Source organism: Ruminococcus sp., from assembly GCF_016283395.1.
This window is the reverse complement of the sequence record NZ_JAEEMU010000034.1, coordinates 151,553-171,579: the sequence shown is the minus strand read 5'-3', so window position 1 is coordinate 171,579 and position 20,027 is coordinate 151,553. Positions and strand designations below refer to the sequence as shown.

The 20,027-nt window shown below is 41.1% G+C and carries 17 protein-coding genes and 1 riboswitch; of the genes, 3 read left to right on the top strand and 14 right to left on the bottom strand.

The window, feature by feature from the left end:
• Positions 1-137 precede the first annotated feature (137 nt).
• Positions 138-1,859 carry a hypothetical protein gene (locus QZZ41_RS04005; RefSeq protein WP_295068484.1) on the top strand — a complete coding sequence of 574 codons (1,722 nt, stop codon included), beginning with the start codon at positions 138-140 and terminating at the stop codon, positions 1,857-1,859.
• Positions 1,860-2,065: 206 nt separating this feature from the next.
• Here QZZ41_RS04005 and QZZ41_RS04000 read toward each other — a convergent pair whose 3' ends face one another.
• From QZZ41_RS04000 to QZZ41_RS03980, 5 genes are all read right to left on the bottom strand, one after another.
• Entirely contained in the window at positions 2,066-3,436 is a 1,371-nt protein-coding gene (locus tag QZZ41_RS04000) for a hypothetical protein (RefSeq protein WP_295068481.1), read from the bottom strand.
• Between the two features lie 205 nt (positions 3,437-3,641).
• Positions 3,642-3,848, bottom strand: coding sequence for a hypothetical protein (locus tag QZZ41_RS03995; RefSeq protein ID WP_295068478.1), 207 nt, complete (start codon positions 3,846-3,848; stop codon positions 3,642-3,644).
• A 57-nt stretch (positions 3,849-3,905) separates the two neighbouring features.
• Complete coding sequence (locus QZZ41_RS03990) at positions 3,906-4,946, bottom strand: hypothetical protein (protein ID WP_295068476.1); 1,041 nt, start codon at positions 4,944-4,946, stop codon at positions 3,906-3,908.
• On the bottom strand, positions 4,943-5,515 hold the full coding sequence (locus QZZ41_RS03985) for a sigma-70 family RNA polymerase sigma factor (protein ID WP_295068474.1): 573 nt from the start codon (positions 5,513-5,515) through the stop codon (positions 4,943-4,945). The genes QZZ41_RS03990 and QZZ41_RS03985 overlap by 4 nt, the downstream gene beginning before the upstream one ends.
• Before the next feature lie 199 nt (positions 5,516-5,714).
• A complete protein-coding gene (locus QZZ41_RS03980) occupies positions 5,715-6,983 on the bottom strand; it encodes a glycoside hydrolase family 11 protein (RefSeq protein WP_295068471.1) in 1,269 nt (422 codons plus the stop codon).
• Positions 6,984-7,333: 350 nt separating this feature from the next.
• On the opposite strand from QZZ41_RS03980, the gene QZZ41_RS03975 reads away from it, so the two are divergent.
• A complete protein-coding gene (locus QZZ41_RS03975) occupies positions 7,334-7,993 on the top strand; it encodes a hypothetical protein (protein ID WP_295068468.1) in 660 nt (219 codons plus the stop codon).
• A 78-nt stretch (positions 7,994-8,071) separates the two neighbouring features.
• On the opposite strand, the gene QZZ41_RS03970 is transcribed toward QZZ41_RS03975, so the two are convergent.
• Together QZZ41_RS03970 and QZZ41_RS03965 are read right to left on the bottom strand one after the other, a co-directional pair.
• Positions 8,072-9,016 carry a flavodoxin family protein gene (locus tag QZZ41_RS03970; RefSeq protein WP_295068465.1) on the bottom strand — a complete coding sequence of 315 codons (945 nt, stop codon included), beginning with the start codon at positions 9,014-9,016 and terminating at the stop codon, positions 8,072-8,074.
• Positions 9,017-9,345: 329 nt separating this feature from the next.
• Complete coding sequence (locus QZZ41_RS03965) at positions 9,346-9,663, bottom strand: hypothetical protein (protein WP_295068462.1); 318 nt, start codon at positions 9,661-9,663, stop codon at positions 9,346-9,348.
• 82 nt (positions 9,664-9,745) lie between these two features.
• A riboswitch (SAM riboswitch) is annotated at positions 9,746-9,830 on the bottom strand.
• A gap of 248 nt (positions 9,831-10,078) precedes the next feature.
• On the opposite strand from QZZ41_RS03965, the gene QZZ41_RS03960 reads away from it, so the two are divergent.
• Complete coding sequence (locus tag QZZ41_RS03960) at positions 10,079-11,440, top strand: hypothetical protein (protein ID WP_295068460.1); 1,362 nt, start codon at positions 10,079-10,081, stop codon at positions 11,438-11,440.
• Positions 11,441-11,573: 133 nt separating this feature from the next.
• Here QZZ41_RS03960 and QZZ41_RS03955 read toward each other — a convergent pair whose 3' ends face one another.
• From QZZ41_RS03955 to QZZ41_RS03925, 7 genes are all read right to left on the bottom strand, one after another.
• The gene (locus tag QZZ41_RS03955) at positions 11,574-13,700 is read right to left on the bottom strand and encodes a hypothetical protein (RefSeq protein WP_295068457.1); all 2,127 of its coding nucleotides are present in this window, start codon (positions 13,698-13,700) and stop codon (positions 11,574-11,576) included.
• Positions 13,693-14,247 (bottom strand): sigma-70 family RNA polymerase sigma factor, encoded by a 555-nt coding sequence (locus tag QZZ41_RS03950; RefSeq protein ID WP_295068455.1) that lies wholly within the window; start codon positions 14,245-14,247, stop codon positions 13,693-13,695. The genes QZZ41_RS03955 and QZZ41_RS03950 overlap by 8 nt, the downstream gene beginning before the upstream one ends.
• A gap of 380 nt (positions 14,248-14,627) precedes the next feature.
• A complete protein-coding gene (locus tag QZZ41_RS03945) occupies positions 14,628-15,209 on the bottom strand; it encodes a GTP-binding protein (protein WP_295068452.1) in 582 nt (193 codons plus the stop codon).
• A 250-nt stretch (positions 15,210-15,459) separates the two neighbouring features.
• Positions 15,460-16,695 (bottom strand): phenylacetate--CoA ligase family protein, encoded by a 1,236-nt coding sequence (locus tag QZZ41_RS03940; RefSeq protein ID WP_295068449.1) that lies wholly within the window; start codon positions 16,693-16,695, stop codon positions 15,460-15,462.
• A gap of 21 nt (positions 16,696-16,716) precedes the next feature.
• The gene (locus QZZ41_RS03935) at positions 16,717-17,289 is read right to left on the bottom strand and encodes an indolepyruvate oxidoreductase subunit beta (RefSeq protein ID WP_295068447.1); all 573 of its coding nucleotides are present in this window, start codon (positions 17,287-17,289) and stop codon (positions 16,717-16,719) included.
• On the bottom strand, positions 17,282-19,096 hold the full coding sequence (gene iorA, locus QZZ41_RS03930) for an indolepyruvate ferredoxin oxidoreductase subunit alpha (protein WP_295068444.1): 1,815 nt from the start codon (positions 19,094-19,096) through the stop codon (positions 17,282-17,284). Before iorA ends, QZZ41_RS03935 begins: the two co-directional genes overlap by 8 nt.
• Before the next feature lie 337 nt (positions 19,097-19,433).
• Entirely contained in the window at positions 19,434-20,018 is a 585-nt protein-coding gene (locus tag QZZ41_RS03925; RefSeq protein ID WP_295068441.1) for a hypothetical protein, read from the bottom strand.
• Positions 20,019-20,027 lie beyond the last annotated feature (9 nt).

Here is a 20,027-nt window from a genome sequence, read left to right as displayed (position 1 = left end):
GTAAAGGTTTTAAAACCGCATTTCTTATCTATAGATATTTTTTGAGAGGACGCTCTCAAAACACTCCCCCCGTGCAGGCATGATATTTTCAGATCATGTCAGCATATTACTACCACGTTCATAAGGAGGTATTTACAATGAACATCAAAAGAAGTTTAGCCGCTGTGCTCTCGTGCGCAATGGCAGTCGCTCCACAGCTCAATACTTCTGCTCTTTCAGCAAACGCCGCTCCGAATGGACCTTCTATCATAGTTGCGATAGGTATTGATCCTCCGGATCCGAACGCTGAACCACAACCGTCAAGCGGTATCGTGCTCCCGAGAGTAGAGCTTGATTACGATTGCGCTGAAGTAGTTGACGCGTCATACGAAGTCATCACTCTTGATGACGGCAAAAAGCTCTATATTAACAGCGGCGAAAATAAGCTCTATACAGGTATGTTCCAGAAGGGCAACAAGATAAGCATCTCAGGCGAGTTTGCATACAGCGAGGCTCAGGATCTCTACCTCAACTGCACAGCTAATATAAAGCTCGTTCAGAGTGAAACAAAGCAGGACAAGGAGCTCGAAGCAAAGATAGCTGAAATGCCGCATATCGAGTTCGGCTCATACGGAACCTATGTTATCGAGGCAGATAAGGATACTATCACTGTCGATAACGGTATGAAAATTTACGTAAGCAGCGGTCTGCAAAATTACACCGATATGTTCAAAAAGAACAACTGCATAAGCCTTGAGGGGGAATATGCTTACGATAAGGATACCGATATGTTCTACAACGTTGACAGCTATATGGGTCTCTGCGACTACGTGATTGGCTATAACGGATACGGCGGTTATGAAGACGAGGATGGTAACTGGGTCGAAGAGACAGAGATCGTTACTACTACCACTAACGTCAACGATATAACTACTTGTCCTACCACTACCACAACTACAGCTGCCGAAATGAGATACATTTTCGAGGAGAAACAGCCGGAAGGCAAGTATCCCGTACATTATTACGATTATACTCTCTATAAGTTCAATAAGGAGATAACCGTAAAGGAAGTAGATTCATTTATCATCGTTGCCGAGGACGGAACAAGATGGGGCTTTAGCACGGCCGAACATGATCCGTATGAGCTTGGCAGAGGCGATGTTATAAGAGTTTCGGGATTTTTCCACTACTTCGCAAATACAGATGAATTCTATGCATTCACAGGTGATTATGAGCTCATTTCCGCAAGCGGAGATTACGAGCAATATGCTAAAATGGAGATACAGAAAGATTTTAGCAAGCGCAAGGTCATAGATAAAAGACTTTGTGCTGATCACATGATACAGTATGCCCCTGAGTTAGAAGACGTTAAAATAATAGGTATAGAATACGATGATATATTCACAGTTGAGGGCGGATACAAGTTCGCTTTCATGACAAATAACCCCGGGCTTGATGAGCTCAAGATAGGCACTCATATCAACATATCAGGCTGGTTTGAATATGATTCTTACTTCGGCTGGTACAGCGCAACAAACTATCATACTCCTGAGGACGAAGCAGGAAAATTCACTATCGTAAGACAGCCCGAAAAGGACGAAGTTACTGATACTTCAGAATTCAAGCCTTTAAAGGTAAAGCTGTATGATTTTGATGAAGAGCTCGAAGAAGAACCTGTTTCAACAGTTGAAGGCGATGCCAATATCGACGGCGGTAAGGATCTTTCGGATACTGTTATAATAATGCAGTCTCTGGCAAATCCAAACAAATACGAGCTCACTGAACAGGGCAAGATAAATGCCGATGTTACTGGCAATAATGACGGCGTTACGCTTAATGACGCTCTCGCAATACAGATATCACTTCTGTATAATGAATAAAGCTATCATCATATCCCACATTCCTTGATACACTCCCCTTTGGCGCAGTTTTAATTTCTCCGACTGTGCTGAAGGGGATTGTTGTTTTTTCAGAGTATTATGCCCCTATATACTATAATCGTATAATACAGACAGATTGAGACATTTTTCCTCAATATACTGACAAAAAAACACCCGATATATTTATCGGGTATTTTCATGATATATCACTTTTTGATATTTGTCTCGAACTTTGCGCCTTCGTAGTTTTCCTTGAAGTAATCTCTGAGCTTATCAAGTGTCTCAAATCCGTCAAAGATGACATTCCCCTTCTTGAAGCCTTCGCCGTATATATCGCCGAAGAATACATTGCTGTCGGGAACTTCTATGGTAATTCCGCTGAAATCGCTTCCCTTGCCGTTATCAGGTGTTATAACGTTCTCGAAGAGAGTGTAGTAATAATATGTGAATGTATTATCGTCCTTCTTATCTGACTTTTTGTCGTCTTTCTTGGCTTCGGTAGTCTTTTCCTTGTCCTCGGACTTGGTAGTTGTTGCAGCTTCTTCCTTCTTCTTATCGTCAGCAGCTGTTGTAGTTGCCTCTTCCTTTTTCTCCTCAGCCCTTGTGGTAGCTTCCTCAGCAGCAGTTGTCTTTTCAGCCTCTGTTGCTTCTTCCTTCTTTTCCTCTTCCTTAGCTGCCTCAGGATTCTTTGCTGTTACCTTGTATACGTAGCATACTATATTATGAGGTGTGAAGTATCCTGTCTCCTTCGGGATATACATATCAACGCCCTCAAAGCTTACATCAACAAGTGTCTTGTCAGTCCACTTGTCAGCAAGCTCATTGAAGCTGTCAAGCGCATACTTCTCCATTCTGTCGTAAGATGCCTTTTCGATATCATCTATCTTTTCAACATATGAAGGTACGCCTTCGACCTTGATCTCCTTCTTTATCTGAGTCGGCTTGTATCCCTTTTTAAAGCAGGCATCCATTATATCATCTTCATCGTAATATGAAGGTCCGAAAGTAACTGTTACCTTATCGCCGTTCTTTACGCCGTATTTCTTATCAGCATCAAAACCGAGGTTTACAGGGAGATCACCGTCTACCTTGAGAGACATGACACTGTTATCACCAACGCCTGAATACTCGATATCAAGATACTCAAAAGGATCAAATTCCTTTGGAACTTCAAGATCCTTGACCTCGATAGTCTTATCACTGATCTTTAACTTGATATTGTACTTCTTCTCAAGTCTCTCAACCTTGTCATCGTTCCACTCAAATGTTATAGTATCGCCGTTTGAAAGCTTTCTTGTGTTGTCAAGCTCGCCGCCGAGATACTTCTCAAGCTTTCTGGCTGCTTTTTCAATAGCCTTTTCGTCTTTCTTGCTCTTAATGTCGAATGCTTTCAGGTTATCAGTGACCATTTTCTCATAGTCGATGCTGTAATCAGCCGTTGCGATGGAATCCATTCCCTCAAACTCTACTTCAAGATAGTCGTTAGGGTCGATAGTCACTCTTCCGCAGCCTACAAGTACAACCGCAAGCGGTAAAACAGCTGCCATTTTCAAATTCATCTTTTTCATAAAACTCATACCTCTATATCCTTCGGACATATGTCCTTAATATCATAATATATTATAACAAACATTATTTTTTACGTCAATTGACAATTTGTATCAATTTTCTGACAATATAAGACTTGTTTTATGCAGCACAAAACGTGTTTTTTAGTGAAAAATGTATTCGTTTATGACAAAATAAAACTCTCCCCCGACCTTAGCCGAAGGAGAGCTGATGTTAATGTGTTATTTTTTGTGCGAAAACTGTTCCGTTTTCATCAAGGAAAAGTATCAGACAACCTCCGTCATGTAGAAGATCACTGCAAGTACAAGATATCCAGTTATTGTTGTTTACATAGTTATCATTAACGATATCTGTATCATCATAAAGCTGATCAGTAAAATCGAATGATACCATGCCTGAATAATCATACTCGTTTTTCAAATACTCCTTAACCTTATCATATACGGTATCATAATCGGTATTTGTTTTTGCTGATATCTATTCTTCTATCGAAGAGCCAGATTCAGCATAAAATGTGTCCTTTTCAGTAGATGATGCTTGGCATGATGCTATTTTCCATATACCGTCATCGTCTTTCATGAATTCCATTTTCAGAATAGCCACCATTTCGCCTGAGCCGCCAAGATATTCATCGCCGGGCTGGCAAATCGTATCTCTCTCCCAGCCGAATGAATCCTCTCTGACTTGAGATGACTTTTCTGAAATAGGTGTTACGGCTGAATAATCAGGTACGGTAGGGGTTAGATATTCATGTACATACAGTTCTCCCTTGTATTCGATCATACCATGGATGTTCTCGTCATATTCAAGTACTGAAGTATCATCACCGTCTATTTTATAGCAATAGAACTTACTTACAGGATCAATAAAATACGTACTATAATAATTGATAAGTTCATCATATGAAGTAAAACGAGTATCTTTTAACTTGTAGTATATAAGTTCCTTGTTGAAATGCGATGACCAGATCTTGAGCTGTTCTCCGTTCTTCTCAAAGTATCCTTCAGAATATAGATTTCTCGCTTCGATCCAATAAGGCAAAAGCTCATCTGCAATGCTCTTCATTTCTTCAAATGTATGACTGTTTATTGCAGACTGTACCTCTGTCACTGCTTCTGTCACTGCTTCTGTAGTCTGCATTTCTGTTGTATCAGCTTCGGTTGTTTCAGATGTCACTGCCTCTGTTGTAACTGCAGCATTGTTTTGATCGGGATCATTAAACTGATTTCCCTTTGTCCTGTTCAGAAATGTGAACATACCTACTCCGCCAACCATGAATACAAGAGCTGCTGCTATGCTCAAAGGTTTGTACCACATTGGTCTGCGGTACTGTTCAACACCGCGAACGCTTATTTCATTTGATGCTGTTTCGGAACCGCTCTGTAATTCTGCTAATTTTTTCTCGCTCATTGCAAGTATTCGCTTTTTAGTCTTTTTGTCATCTGACGAAAAAGGAACAAGTCTATCAATGATATCATCATCTGCTCTGTCAAGTATGCCAAGCTTTAGATCTCTCATATCATTTCCTCCTTTATACCTCTCTTAACAAGTATACTGCGAAGTTTTTCAACCGCTCTTTTGCATCGCATCCGCACTGTTGACGGTTTCATTGAAAGTAATTCTCCGATCTGCTGTGACCGTTTAGCATAATAGTACTTCTGTATTATTATGGTTGAATCTGGTTCTCCCAACGAATTGATACTATCCATCAGTATACGCCTGAGTTCAGTCCTTTCGCTTTCGCTTACAAGGTCTTCGTCCGAACTCAGTTCACGGCTCGTATCTTCGTCTATTGAAAATGTTTTATCAGTATGACGCATAAGGCTCCTGTAATGGTCAATGCTGATCCGCTTAGCCACTACTCCTATAAATGGCTTCATGTCGCCGTTGTTATACTTTTCACCGAATGTAAAGAATATACGTGCAAATATATCACTGATACACTCCTCCACATCCTCATTCGTACCAACGCTTCTGAGCCTGTTATACGCTATTGCACGGACATAGCTGTAATATTCCTCAAACAGTTTCTCATGCGCTTTCTTCTGAGACTTTTCCAGAAGATCAAGATATTCGCCGCCTGTCATGCGGTACCCTCCTTTTTTTGTTTTGCAGTCATGATCTGTGTACCGGATCACAGCCGCTTAAAGCTTCCATGGTAGCTTTCACTCTATACAAACGTCAAGATGCAACATTTCGTCACAAAAAATTTTTCAGGATATCAAAACAGAAAGAGCCGACCACTGGGATCAGCTCCATAATCTGCGATTTATTGGTATTTATAGCTTATTCAGCTCCAGATACCTCGTCAACATAAAAATCAGTAAGACTGTCGGGAGACTCTACATAGAGCTGTAACATCTCTGCTCCCTCGGGGATAACATATGCATCATTGGAAAGCGTTACCCATTCTCCGCTCTTGGCTGTGACCAATGCCACCTCATCGTACTTTTCTGTACCGTCGTTGTACTGCATGGTCAGCTTCATCGTTACATCTTCGCCGCTTTTCTGCATTGCCTTTGCCGAGAATTTATACGCTTTGCCCGGCTTGTAGATGTCACTGCTGAGCATTATGGCTGCACCGTTCCAGTTATCCGTTCTGCCGCTGACAAACAGCGACTGTTTTCCGTCAGATGCATTTTCCTTGTCAACAGTTACAAGTGAGCCGCCGCGTGGTATCCAGCCCTCAGCTCCCTTTTCAAAGCTGATATCAAAGAAGCCTGATTCAGTGGGATCCCCCTCTGAGACTGAGCTTTCAAGCTTTGCGATAGCATCATAGTCAACTGTTACATCTATATCATTTGCCTCGGAATATGTTCCGCCGACTTTAAGGTCATTCTTATATATAGTAGCCTTGCCCTGTGACTGATACCCCTCTATGGTAAGTGCGACCTCATACATTTTTCCAAGCTCAAGTCCGCACTTCTTCCATGCATCAAAATGCTTTGATATTGATATAGTACCTTCGATCTTATTGCCGCTGCTGTCAGGCTTTTTTCGTCTTACGCTCCAGTACTGGTCAAAGGTCTGAGTGCCGTCAATGGAAGGCTGTTCGTATCTTGTTGTCTTGTATATATCATAAGTACCACCGTCAACTGTGACTGTTCCAAGTGCAGCAGGTGCTCCCGGCGGTCTCCAGCTTCCCCATGATTCTACTATGTAATACTCTACAAGAGGCTCTCTTGTCCAGCCGTATACGCACATATAAGAATTGCCCACAGGCTGATAGTCCACGCCGTAGTCAATGGACATATTTCCAAGTTCCTGATAGGTCTTGGTGCAGTCATACTTCTTACCACGGCGGAAAAGTGCATTGTTTATATTCTCCCATTCGCAGGAGAAATTACCGCCGCCCGACTCTACATTGAAGGTAGTATCTCCCTCGTCCTTCCAGAGCTCGTAATCGTATCCGTCAGCAGTACCTGTAATATTCTCGTGGAATACCTGAGTCTTTCCGCTGGCTTCGTTATTATTCTGGCTGCAGCCTGTGAATGTACTCATGATACAAGCAAATGCTGCAACTAAAGATATCTTTTTCAGAATATTTCTAATCATTCGGCAAATTACCTCGCTTTCTATTTCTGCCCATTAATTTGATTTTAACATATAGCATTATTTTTACAAGTCATTTTTTGCGGTGGGCAAGTCGAAATTTGCGGTAACACTTATATTTTTCGACATAAATCTATACATTGAAAGCATACTGTTATAATAATTTAACGCATATGAAGGATCACATTAATTATACTCGTTTTAAATAACAGAAGATGATTTTTGTTGTACAAAACGCTGAAATCAAAAAAATAATGACACATTTTCTTTTTTTATGTCGATTGTATGATATGAAAGCTGCGGTACATTTTTCGCGTACCTATAGCTAAATACAATAAATAGGAGATAATATTATGAAAAAAAGATTATTCTGTGTACTTATAATGACAATGCTGCTTTGCGGCTGCGGTGAGGAAGAAACTCATCAGAAGCAGAAACATTCTTCCACAGCTGCAACTACTGCCGCAGCTTCCGCTGAGGAGACAACTACAGCTGCACAGGAGGCTGCTGAAGCTGCAACAACTGCCGCTGATACAGCTGCCGAGACCACAACTGCTGCCGCAGAAAACACAAACACAGAGACTACAACATCAGCCGATACATCTGACGAAACAGCTGATGCTGCTTATGAGTCAGCAGGTTCACACGTTAATTTAGACACGAATGACCTTTTCGCAGGTCTGTTCTACGATGAGAACAACAGCAATTTCTCAATGGCCTTAGACAATATAGGAAACGGCTACAAGGTCAACATCACACGCAAGGTATCCGACACAGAGATCGACAACTGGTACATCACAGGTCAGTTTGACGGCAGAGCTGTTCTTCACTATAACAATTGCTCAAAGTACATCGTTACTCTTGATGAGAACGGAATGACTTCCTCGACCGAGACTGTCTATACCAACGGAACAGGCTATATCGCTATCTCCGAAAGAGGTGCAGACGATACAGGCTATGTATGGTCGGACGATGTTGATAATGCAGGCAGTGGAGCTTTCTTTAAAAAGTAAGCTTTTCTGAATATAATATAGTAATGGACAAACGGCAGAGTTGCAACAGCTCTGCCGTTTGTCTTGGTTTTACACTTATCAGATCCCTTTGAAGGTTATCTTTTTGTATTTTTCAAGCTTTTGAGCGACCTCTGCACGGGCATTGGGATCCATGAAAAATCCGCCCTGTACTTCGGCTATCTCGTCGCAGTGTACTCCACGACCCTCTTCGGTAGTTCTGTCACGCTCAAGTCCGTTTGGAGCGATAACGAATTTCCACTTTCCGTCAGGAGTCTTTTCAAGATCGCCGCCTGCTCCGCATACTGTACACTCGATAGGATACTTTAATCCCTTCCACTGAACATCGCCTAAGCACAGGCTGTTGCTGTGACAGTTTGGACACCAGCCTGCATTGGGATCGCCCAGCCACTTTCTTTCAGCAGCAGGAGTGTTCAGTGCCTTCATTACATTCTGTCCTATCTCTCTTGCACGGGCAAGCTTCTCCTCGTGAAGAAGTACCTGTGCAGGTGCAGGAACAGCAGTAGCCATATACATATCAACTACCTTGAAGCTGTTTGTAACTGTGGTTATCTGCATACATTCAAGTGCAAGTGACTGCCATGAACGATAAGAACCGCCTACAGCTATAAGTGCGCCTACACGGTCACGGGGCTCGATAGCACCTATCTGTGTAAGGAATGCTGACTCATATGCTAAATTTCTGTGCATGAATTTAAGGAACAATGATGAGGGCATAAGCGCATATGTAGGTGCAGCAAATATAACTGCATCCTGATTGAGCATTACCTGCATTATCTTGTCCTTATCATCTTTATTTTTCAGTGAACAGCCTGTATTCTTTCCCATAGACATTCCCATAGTACATGAGGTACAGCCTGTACAGTCAAGGAGATTATAATCCTTTAAATTTATCATTGTGATCTCAGCACCCATTTCCTGACAGACCATAAGTGCTTCTTTAAGAAGTATCTCGCAATTACTGTCTTTACGACCGGCAGTTACGCCCATTACTGTAAATCCCATATTAAAAACTCCTTTACAAATAAAATAAATACCGTATTTCTGCTATGAATGGGTGGATCACGGTAATCTCCCTTTTCGGTTCTACATTTGCCTATTTATATTCTTTCTTTTAATTATTATACTTTATTTTTTATAAAAAATCAATAGTTTTACGCTGTTAATTCTCACAATATTTCACCAAAAAATTCGTTATTCTTTAAACTTGAAATATCCGGTGGATTATGCTATAATATTGAATGTAGGGGCAAAGCAGCTCTGCAAAACAGCACAAAAATTATACTAAAAGTTATTAAGCTCTGCGGCAGTATCACCGCAGAGCTTTTCTCATATCAGCATATCATTCTTCCTCTGAAATGGGGAGCATTGCAGATGACCTTCTCTTCTCCGTCTATTATCTTTCTCAGATCGTACTTTACTGGTACTCCTTCCCTATCGCCGAAGGACATACACCATATAAATACAGGTACGTGTCCCATTTTCCCGTTGCTATGTACAGCGATAACATAACCGGATTTCCACTTTTCACGAGGCAGGTCCCCGAAGCGGAAGTCTTTTGCAAGTTCAAGGAAGTCCTGCCAAATCTCCTCACTGTCGATGTAAAACCAAACTTTCTCCTCAGTTCCCAGTAATTCTCTGATAGTACGCATATCCATACTCTCCTTAAAAAATATTCCACAAGAGTACAAAAGCGACCCCATCGTCACGACAGGATCGCTCATCAGCTGTATTATCCCATCGTTCAAGCTTTAGCACCTTACTATCGCAGGTTGCTGTGCGGTCAACGGGCTTGTCCCTCACGCACTCTTTATGGTATTTACATTATATCACATCGTCCAGCAAAAATCAAGATGTACAATGAAAAGTTTTTGTTTTTTCGCGGCAGATCTACACAGCTGCGTTTTACATTATATTAAAAACAAATTACCGAAATAATATTTATATGGCCTTTTTTCGGCACAATTATTGCTGTATACCATTTATTATGGTATAATGAATAATACAGATATATATTTATTGCATCATCACAATACTACAACTAAGCAAAGAAAGCAGGAATTAATTATGAAGATATGTGTTCTAAACTGTTCGCCAAAAGACGATCTATCAATCACACTACAAACTATTCTTTACCTAAAAAAATGGTATCAGGAAAAGCTCAATGAAGATGAGTTTGAGATCATTCCCGCATTCAGCGGTACAGTGACCGAAAATATCGAAGAAGCTGTCAGAAAAGCTGAACTCATCATCATGTCAGGTGCTGTGTTCCATTTCGATGTACATAGCAGTATGGGAGAATTACTTGATATGCTGTCCGATAATTACCATGACCTGATAAAAGACAAGCCTGTTACCTTTCTGTCCACTTCAGGTATGCTGGGCGATACTATGGCTCATAACAGATTTGAACTGTGGGCGAAAAGAAACGACCTGAAATATATCAACAGTCTGAGTCTGGAAAGTATGGAGATACTCTCACCTACAGGCCGTGAAGAACTGTTTTGCTGGTTCAAGTATACAAAGGCTATGGCAGAATACTATAAAAGCAGAACTATGCCCAAAGCCAAGACAAAGGGCAGGGTAGTTCTAATGGATACCTGCGAAAAAGAGATACCTAAGATAGCATCTGCAATAAAAGCTGCAAAACTGAGATTTGAAGCCAGCGGCTTTGAAACTGAGGTCATTACTTTAAGAGAAAAGGATATCCGTCACTGTACCGGCTGCCAGTGCTGTTTCAGCAACAGGACCTGTGTCTTTAACGATGATTGGGAAAAAACATTTGAAAAGCTGTATCTCAATACAGATATGATAGTATTCTTCGGAGAGCTGCACTATGCAACTCTCGGCAACTGCTACAAAACATTCCTTGAAAGACACGCTTGTTTAGGTCGTTCGGGAATTGAAGATGAAGTAATAAAATCATATTTCTTTATACTTGACGACAAATTTGACAGAGAAGATATCTCCGCTTTCAAGATCAACTGCGAGACCTTCGACGGTTTGAACTGCTCTTACCTGAGTGATGTCTGCGAAATCGATAATAACGAGAAAATGCAGGAGCTGTACGATAAAATGACAATTGCTTATAACTCCGATATCATGCCGCAGAACGGCTTTTTGAAAAACGGTATCAGAACAGGCTTTGCCAAAGTTGCAGCAAGTGTAAAAAATCGCTGTCCGGGTGATTACAGTTACTTTAAAAATTTAGGTTGTTATGATACTATTCAGGCAAGTCCTCATATCCAGTGGCTGGATAATGCGGAAGATGCAAAAAAGGACAGAGAAGCAAGACTTATCCCGTTTAAAATGACTTTATCCCACCTTGAGGAGCTTCCTGCTGTCACAGAAAGAAGAAAATTCAAAAGCCTTTCTGTCATTGAAAGACAGAGAGCTGCTGCAAGAGGCACTGAGATATATAATCATTAATAAGCTGAACTATTACAGCAAAAGTTTATCGCAAAATATAGCGGCTCACTTAAAGTGAGCCGCTGTTTTTTTACGTTTTGAACTGATAAACGAAAATATCATGTTATATGCGAAAAAGCCATATTACAACAGATCATTCCGTCTGTCTTTTATATTGTTCTTCCTCTTCTGCTTTTATGCTTTCATATAGCTGTCCAACATCTTCCATAGTGAAATCAGGCGAGTCGAACTCATAATCATCAAGCTTGAATATGGTTTTATAGCTCGGACCAATGTTTTCATAAGATATAAGCTGTCCTCTTTCAGTCAGGATAATACGTGTGTAAAAGCCGTCTGTTGCTCCATGTGAATATACTTCGATTTTTCCGTCACTTTCTGTTATCTGATAATTATTCTGTTTAGCAGAATTATATTCATTAAAGTCTCTCGGTGTAAGAAGTTTCTCTAAACTTTTACACAGATAAATATAATTATCGGGCGGAGGAGTTGAACTTCCGCTGCTGTATCTGTATATTCCGATGCGTTCTGTATTTCCTGTATCTTTTTCTACAGTTCTGTAAGCAGCGTTATCATGACCGTTCATTACGAGCTCTATTGTGTTTTCTTTTTCCTGATAGAGAAGATGTCCGTCACCTTTCATGTACAGCTTTTCATTCTTAGCGTCATAGCTCATATATCCGTCAATTATTTGATCTTCATCTCCATAGGTTTTTTCAAACGTAAAATGGCCTCTGAGGTTATCGTAATTTGTCATGCCGCTGCATATCTTTTCGGCGATCTCTGATTCTTTCTCCATGATCAGATATTTGTCAAATATCGCTGCAAACTTTTCAGCATCGCTTTCATTTTTCAGTTTAAAGCGACCTGCTGTACTAATTATATAACCTAACGGATAAAAGGAGCCTGTTCCACCAAAACTATTTTCTGTAATTCCAAAATTATAAGCTCCTTTTAAGTTCATCATGCCATGATCATAAAAATATGCTTTTTCATCTATCTCAAGACTATCACAGGTCACCCATTCAAAAGATGCTATCTCATTGATAAAGCTCTCTCCGTCATTCAAAGTATAATAACGGGCTGTAGTCTCATAGTTTTCTCTTCCCTGAGGTACATAGTCAGGTCCGCTGCGCCATTGCGCCAATGTACCGGTGGTTAATTCCTGTAATGCATTTTTTATATCTTCGCTTGATACATCACTGTTATCCACAGCATATCCAAGCACGGATTTGATCTCAGCTGCAAGCTTTTCACATTCATCTTCGTACTTCAGCTTATAGCAGCCATAAGGATCAGGATCGTTACCTACTGCCATAAGATATCCATTTTCTGATATTCTGATACCCATATCATACCAGTCGTAATATTCAAATTCACTTTCTTTTATCTTTACCCATTCAAAATTCATTAAAGCATTAGTGAGAGCTTCTTTATCTGTGAGACTATATTTTTTTATCTCACATTCCTCTGCACTCAGCCACGGATAATACACTACCTTGCCATCGCATTTTTCCAGATGATTGGTAACAAAGTTCTCTATTTCTTCTTGAGATACCTTGTTCATAGCTTCCACAGTATCACTGTCTGCAACGTTAAGTGCCTCTTTAAACAGCTTTTCAAATACATCCTTACCGTAATAGTAGGTTTCTACGTTTGGAGGTGTCAATACTGCATTTTCGTCTCCCTCTATTTCCTGCCATATGCCGTATCCGTTCTCACGTATGGAAAAATCAAACTTCTTTCCGCTCTTATCATCACTGAATGTAAAAAGGACACTTCTGAATGAATTCGGGTATTTTTCAACTTGTTTTACCCCCTCAATGCTGTCTAAATATTCAAATAATTTGTCCTTGTAATCGTTTGCTTCTCTTACAAAGCTAATATCCACTGTTGAATAATTACATACATACTCGTTCATATCGTATGTATCTTTATTTGCCTTTACCGTTTCATATATCGAAGCATAATCGTTCTCAATTTCTTCGTTTACAACAGGCTTATCCTTCGTCTTACTGAAGTGATAAATTCCACCGCCTACAGCTCCTAAAACTATGACCAGTGAAGCTGCAATGCCAAGGCACTTTTTCCAGATATTCCTGTGATATACATCAACGCCCGAAACGACAGCTGAGTTATCATCTTCGCTGAAGGAAACTTTAGTATTTTCAGAGTCTGTCTTGCCTGTATACGGAGTATCAGCTTCCTTTATGAGATCTTCGTCTATCATGCTCATAGCTTTCATAAAGTTATTATTATTCATAGTCATATCCCTCCTTCTTCAGAAATACTTTCAGTTTTTTCCTTGTCCTGAAAAGATAGGTGCTGACTGTACTCTCGTTCAGCGAAAAGCGTTTTGCGATCTCTGCCACCGAATCACCATAAGTATATCGGCGCACAAAAACTCTGCGCTGAAGTTCGTCCTGTGTGCGCAGAAAACGGCTGATAGCATCTGCAAGTTCGGACAGTGTGATATTATCGTCAGCATCAGCAGGTACACACTCGGATATTTCATCGAGAGATACTGTGTAGCGGCTGTCACGTTTTGCAGCAGAGTTGTACTCAAGCCTATTTATCGCAATATTTCTTACGACACTGCATAAATAGCTTTTCAGATCATTCGGCTTTGCAGGCGGGATACTGTCCCATATCTCATAACAGGCGGAATTCACACATTCTTCAACGTCCTCGTGCTGAGAAAGAACATTGCCTGCGATATATGTACAAAGCCGTTCGTACTTCTGACGCAGTTCATTGATTGCGGATTGATCTCGTTTTTGTAATAATTCAATTATTGATACATCATCCATATAATTTGCCTCCTTTCATGAGGATCTTTCGTCCTCTGCTTATATAGACAGGATTTAACAGGAGAATATCTCAACATTTGCAAAAATTTTTTTGAATTTTTTTAAAACTCGTTCTTTCTCTCAAATTACAGCAGGTCATAGGTCATAATACTTTGATTATATCATAAACTGTTCTGCCTTTTCAATAGACAGACATATCAATGGAATACACTGGCTATCATAATAAAATATCAGTAAAGCACGAAAAGGCACTTATGATAATTCATAAGTGCCTTTTCATAAAGAATGGAGTAGTATTGCACACAGAGAGATTGCATAATTGAACAAAAAGATTTGAAATACCGCCGAACTGCGATATATCGTACTCTTCTATCCCCTCTTCACAAATCAAAAGAAGTTATACCGTACTCGTCCATGCAGGCTTCTTTATCTGTAGGCTCATTGGTATTAAGAGCGCGCTGTACCGATGATGAAGCAAGTACCGCGTGATAGTCGAATTCTTTTCCGTGCATGATCTTTTCTGTATCGACTTCGCTGTTGATACGCGGAATTATCTCAGCTTCTGACTGTATATCGCGGATAGCCTTTGTTACTTCTTCTATCTGCTGAGCATTAAGCAGGTCTGTTTTATTGAGGATAATAAGGTTGCAGAACTCTATCTGGTCGATAATAAGATTGATGATGTCGCCTTCCTCGGTATCGTTCTCCATTGATATCTCACGCAGGAATTCATCACGCAGAGTGCAGCATATGCAGCCGTTCTGGAGCTCTACCATTTCAACGGAAGATATTCTGTCACGATTTTTATTGAGGAGAGCAGCGTCTATATTGACGCTGCCCATATCGTTTACGATAAGTGCTATTTTACGCTGTTCCTGTTTCAGAAGATTCTGCATAAGAGTAGTCTTTCCAGAACCAAGATAGCCTGTGATGAGAATAACTGGTATTTTTTTATTATTCATTCTGTACCTCATTTCATAACGCCTGCAAGAACATCGTAGTTCTTTTCTTAAACATGGGATATAAACCTCTGAATTGAATGAAATATATTATTTGTGTCCTGTAACGATAAATTATCATTCAATTCAGAAGTTCTGCCTCTTCACCTTTTAATTTGAAAAATGATTATCAAATTCAAGTGCTGAAATGAAAAAAGCAGCTCTGAGAAAGCAATAGGCTCACTCAGAACTGCTAAGGTATTATTTACTGATATCAGTCATAACGCTCGTCGATAACGCGGGCTGTCTTTTTCATACTTCTCGGAAGCACACCGATCTCAACGATCTTTACTATAGGTGTAAAGCCGATATGACTCTTGACTTTTTCAGCTATGCGACTGCTGAGCGATGCCCAGTCGTGATCTCCGCTTGCTTCAACGTATATACGCATAGTATCCTTACCGTCAAGGTGAGAGATACGTATCTGATACTCGCTGGAGATCTCCTCGAATGAACCGATGACCTCTTCTATCTGACTTGGGAACACATTTACGCCCTTTATTTTCATCATATCGTCAGTACGTCCCATGATAACATCAATTCTCGGATAGCAGCGTCCGCACTTGCACTTTCCTGGAACTATCCTTGAAAGGTCATGGGTACGGTAGCGAATGAGAGGAGCTCCCTCCTTAACGAGTGTAGTAATAACTATTTCACCTATTTCGCCGTCAGGAACATTCTTGCCTGTTGCAGGATCAATTATTTCAAGATAGAGGAAATCGTCCCAGTAGTGCATAGCTGTCTCACCTGGACAGTTTATGCCTATACCGGGACCGTAGATCTCGGTAAGTCCATAGATATCGAAAAGCTCGATACCAAGTTCATTGTGGATACGCTCACGCATCTTGTCGCTCCAACGCTCAGAGCCGATAACACCTTTCTTGAGGTGTATTTTATCCTTTATACCACGTTTTTCTATCTCCTCTGCAAGAAGAAGTGCATAGGACGACGTCGAGCAGAGTACAGTACTTTTCATATCCTGCATCATCTGAAGCTGCTTGTCGGTATTTCCGGGTCCCATAGGTATTACCATAGCTCCCAGCTTTTCTGCACCGTTCTGGAAGCCTATACCTGCTGTCCAGAGTCCATATCCGGGAGTAATCTGAATACGATCCATATTTGTTATGCCTGCTGTTTCGTAGCAACGCTTGAACATTATTGCCCAGTCATCAACGTCTTTGGCTGTATATGGGATAATAACAGGTGTACCTGTTGTGCCTGATGATGAATGTATACGGACTATCTCCTCCTCGGGAGCTGTCATAAGTCCCAGCGGATAAGCCTCACGAAGGTCGCTTTTTTCAGAAAAAGGAAGCTTTTCAAAGTCATCTGCCGAGTGTATCCCTGTTATACCTGCCTCCTTGAGCTTCTTTCCATAGAAACTTCCAGCCTTTACAAGTGCTTGTATACGGTCGTTTACAAGTTCGATCTGTTTTTCTGATATCTGCACAGTATATCATTCCTTTCGTAATTATATATTATGTCTGAGAGCCTTTTCGTTGAGTTCAACGAACTGAGGCTTCACATTTCTCTTCATTGCTTCAACAGCATCGTCTATTGTGAACGGTAAGATACCGCTCCTTATGGCTTCACCAAGCATTACCATATTGAGTACCTTTGGAGAACCCAATTCACGGCATACCTTGTCACCGTCAACTGCCATAACATTGTCAGTGTATTTCCTGAGGTAGTCGAGCATCTCTGTTCCGTTATAGTCTGATGCTTTAAGTGAAGCTGTAACAGGCATTATCGGGTGCGTATTCACGATGACTGTTCCGCCGTCCCTGAGATAAGGCAGCATACGCACAGCCTCCGCAGGTTCAAAAGCGATCATAATATCAGCCTGCTTCTGACCGAACATAGGACAGTATATTCCTTCACCGATACGCAGGAAGCTGAAAACGCTTCCTCCTTTCTGAGCCATACCGATAGTCTCGGCACTCATTATCTGCATACCTTTTTCCATAGCACATGAAGCCGTGAGCTTTGATGTAAGGACGATACCCTGTCCGCCCACTCCGCAGAGAAGAATATTTTTATTCATTTCGCTCACCTCCGATAGCATTTACGGGGCATACCTGACTGCAAAGTCCGCAGCCTGTACATAACGAGCCGTCTATCTTTACACTGCCGTCGGATATGACGATACCGGGACATCCGAGGCTGTTTATACATTTCTTGCAGCCGATACACTTATCGCTGTCTATAACAAAAGGCTTTTCGGGCTTGATAAGTACAGCGCAGGGCGACTTGAAAATAATAGCCTTAACGCCTTTTTCATCAGCAACACGACGCACTGTTTCAATAGCCTTATCCAGTTCGAGAGGGTTCACGGTCTCTACAGTTTTAAGACCTATTCCGCGCAGAACGGCTTCGATATTGACTTTATCAACGACCTGTCCCATCATTGTTCTTCCCGTACCCGGGTGAGGCTGATGACCTGTCATTGCTGTTGTGGAGTTATCTAACACGACAAGAGTCATATCCGCCTGATTATATACTGCATTTACAGCACCTGTTATAGCTGAGGCAAAGAAAGTTGAATCGCCCACAAATGCGAAACAGCTCATATCGGGCTCTATCTTGCCGATACCCTGAGTTATATTCACGCCTGCGCCCATGCAAAGACAGGTATCGACCATATCGAGGGGCATTGCATTTCCGAGAGTATAGCAGCCTATATCTCCGCAGAATACAGACTTTTTGCCTTTCATTGCCTGTTTTACGGCATAGAAGCTTGCTCTGTGAGGACAACCTGCACAAAGTACAGGAGGACGTACAGGCAGTTCAGGAGCAGCAGGAAGCTCAGCAGGAGCTTTTTTCTCCCAGCCCATAAACTCTGCAATATCATCAGCAACGCTGTCGCAGGTGTTCTCTCCTGCATTTCTCACATTTCCTGTCAGCTTGCCGAGTATTTTTGTACTGAGGTGATACTTGCCGCATACGTATGTAAGCTCACGCTCAATAACAGGATCAAGCTCCTCGATACAAAGCACTTCGTCAAGTCCTTCTAAGAACTTCACAGCAGCCTGCTCGGGGAATGGGAAAGGCGTTGAGACCTTGAATACTTTTGGCGAATTCTTACCGGCAATAGCTTCCTGTACGTAAGTAAAGCTGATACCATGTGAAGCTATTCCCTTACGGCAGTTTGTATCAGAAGCAGGTATTATCCTGTTGCGGCTGTACTCAGAAAAGACCTGAGAGAGCTCAACGTTACGCTTTTCTATGTGCATATGAGCATTATAGGAAAGTCGAGGGAAAATTACCCACTTTGAAGAATCCTTGACAAAGCCTTCGGGAGTGTTCTTTATACATTCGCTCTCGTCCTTCACTTCGATAGAAGCATAACCATGACAGACTCTTGTGGTAGGCCTGAACAGTACGGGAGTATGGTATTTTTCGGAATACTCAAACGCCTCCTGTATCATATCATACGCTTCCTGAACAGATGAAGGATCAAAACACGGCAGCTTTGAGAATGCTGCAAAATGACGTGTATCCTGTTCTGTCTGAGATGAGATAGGGCCCGGATCATCTGCTACCATTATGACCATTCCGCCTTTTACACCGATATATGCAAGGCTCATCAGCGGATCAGACGCAACATTAAGTCCGACTTGCTTCATAGTTACCATTGAACGGGCACCGCAGTAGGCTGCGCCTGCTCCCAGCTCAAGAGCAGCTTTTTCGTTGACAGACCATTCAACGTAGATACTTCCGTTGTTTATTTTCGCTGTTGTTTCAAGTACTTCCGTAGAAGGTGTACCTGGATAGCCGCTTATAACATTAAGTCCTGCGGCAGCAGCTCCGCAGGCGATAGCGGCATTTCCCATAAGAAATTCCTTATGCATTTTAACCTCCTTGATATATTAAAACATATAAAATATGACTTTACATCTAAAGATAATTATAGCATTATACCGATAAAAAGTCAATGACTTGATGAAATGGAAGGATCATGATTTGTAAACCGATAGTATCATAAATATGTCATTTGACTGTAGTCTATTGACATACAAGAATCAGCTCCCATATGTATTCCGGGCTGCTCTTCTGTTTATTAAAGCATTATCTGCCAAATCCGCTGAAATTGCCGTCACCGAAGTTGAATCCTCCACTGCCTGGATATAGAAAAAAGTTAAAAAAAATAATGCAACCCTAATGGACTGCATTATTTTTATATCGTGATTACGATGCATCAATTTCCATACTGGCATTTAGAAGCTGACAATATGTTGCAAATTCTTCTGTATAATAATTGAATTTTCCGATTACAGTTATCTCTGTACCGATAGCGGGATAATCATCAGGATATGAATAATCACCGTTTAAAACAAACTCTATGCCTTGAGAACAGCAGGCTGTTGCGTCACTGATAATAACTGCAAAAAACTCTCTGCCATCTGTTTCTTGAAAATAGGAAAACGGACCTTTTACTTTGACTGTTTGCCCAAGATAATTATCGCCGTTACAAACCATATCATATACCTGAGCATAAACCATTGAAGGACTCATCTGTGTAAGGTCAATATCATAATCGTAGTCAGTAGTATCGCTTTTTTCGTTTGTTGCTGAATTTTCTATTGATGTTGGTGGTTTGTTTTTTTCTGTATTCTGTACATTAGCAACTATATCAGTTGTATTTATTTCCGTTATTTTTGGAATTGCTGTAACCCCGCTTTCAGCAGAAGGTACATTGGTTGTAACATTTTGGCAACCAGCGAGACTAATTATCACGGTTAATAATGCAAATGTTTTGAGTATTGACTTCATAATTTTCTC

Excerpts from the sequence above, each read along its gene's own strand:
- QZZ41_RS03980 (WP_295068471.1), bottom strand. The coding sequence starts at position 6,983 with ATGATTAGAAATATTCTGAAAAAGATATCTTTAGTTGCAGCATTTGCT.
- QZZ41_RS03945 (WP_295068452.1), bottom strand. The coding sequence starts at position 15,209 with ATGAATAATAAAAAAATACCAGTTATTCTCATCACAGGCTATCTTGGT.
- QZZ41_RS03960 (WP_295068460.1), top strand. The coding sequence starts at position 10,079 with ATGAAGATATGTGTTCTAAACTGTTCGCCAAAAGACGATCTATCAATC.
- QZZ41_RS03925 (WP_295068441.1), bottom strand. The coding sequence starts at position 20,018 with ATGAAGTCAATACTCAAAACATTTGCATTATTAACCGTGATAATTAGT.
- QZZ41_RS03985 (WP_295068474.1), bottom strand. The coding sequence starts at position 5,515 with ATGACAGGCGGCGAATATCTTGATCTTCTGGAAAAGTCTCAGAAGAAA.
- QZZ41_RS03935 (WP_295068447.1), bottom strand. The coding sequence starts at position 17,289 with ATGAATAAAAATATTCTTCTCTGCGGAGTGGGCGGACAGGGTATCGTC.
- QZZ41_RS04005 (WP_295068484.1), top strand. The coding sequence starts at position 138 with ATGAACATCAAAAGAAGTTTAGCCGCTGTGCTCTCGTGCGCAATGGCA.
- QZZ41_RS03950 (WP_295068455.1), bottom strand. The coding sequence starts at position 14,247 with ATGGATGATGTATCAATAATTGAATTATTACAAAAACGAGATCAATCC.
- QZZ41_RS03955 (WP_295068457.1), bottom strand. The coding sequence starts at position 13,700 with ATGAATAATAATAACTTTATGAAAGCTATGAGCATGATAGACGAAGAT.
- QZZ41_RS03975 (WP_295068468.1), top strand. The coding sequence starts at position 7,334 with ATGAAAAAAAGATTATTCTGTGTACTTATAATGACAATGCTGCTTTGC.
- QZZ41_RS03970 (WP_295068465.1), bottom strand. The coding sequence starts at position 9,016 with ATGGGATTTACAGTAATGGGCGTAACTGCCGGTCGTAAAGACAGTAAT.
- QZZ41_RS03965 (WP_295068462.1), bottom strand. The coding sequence starts at position 9,663 with ATGCGTACTATCAGAGAATTACTGGGAACTGAGGAGAAAGTTTGGTTT.
- QZZ41_RS03990 (WP_295068476.1), bottom strand. The coding sequence starts at position 4,946 with ATGAGAGATCTAAAGCTTGGCATACTTGACAGAGCAGATGATGATATC.
- QZZ41_RS04000 (WP_295068481.1), bottom strand. The coding sequence starts at position 3,436 with ATGAGTTTTATGAAAAAGATGAATTTGAAAATGGCAGCTGTTTTACCG.
- iorA (WP_295068444.1), bottom strand. The coding sequence starts at position 19,096 with ATGCATAAGGAATTTCTTATGGGAAATGCCGCTATCGCCTGCGGAGCT.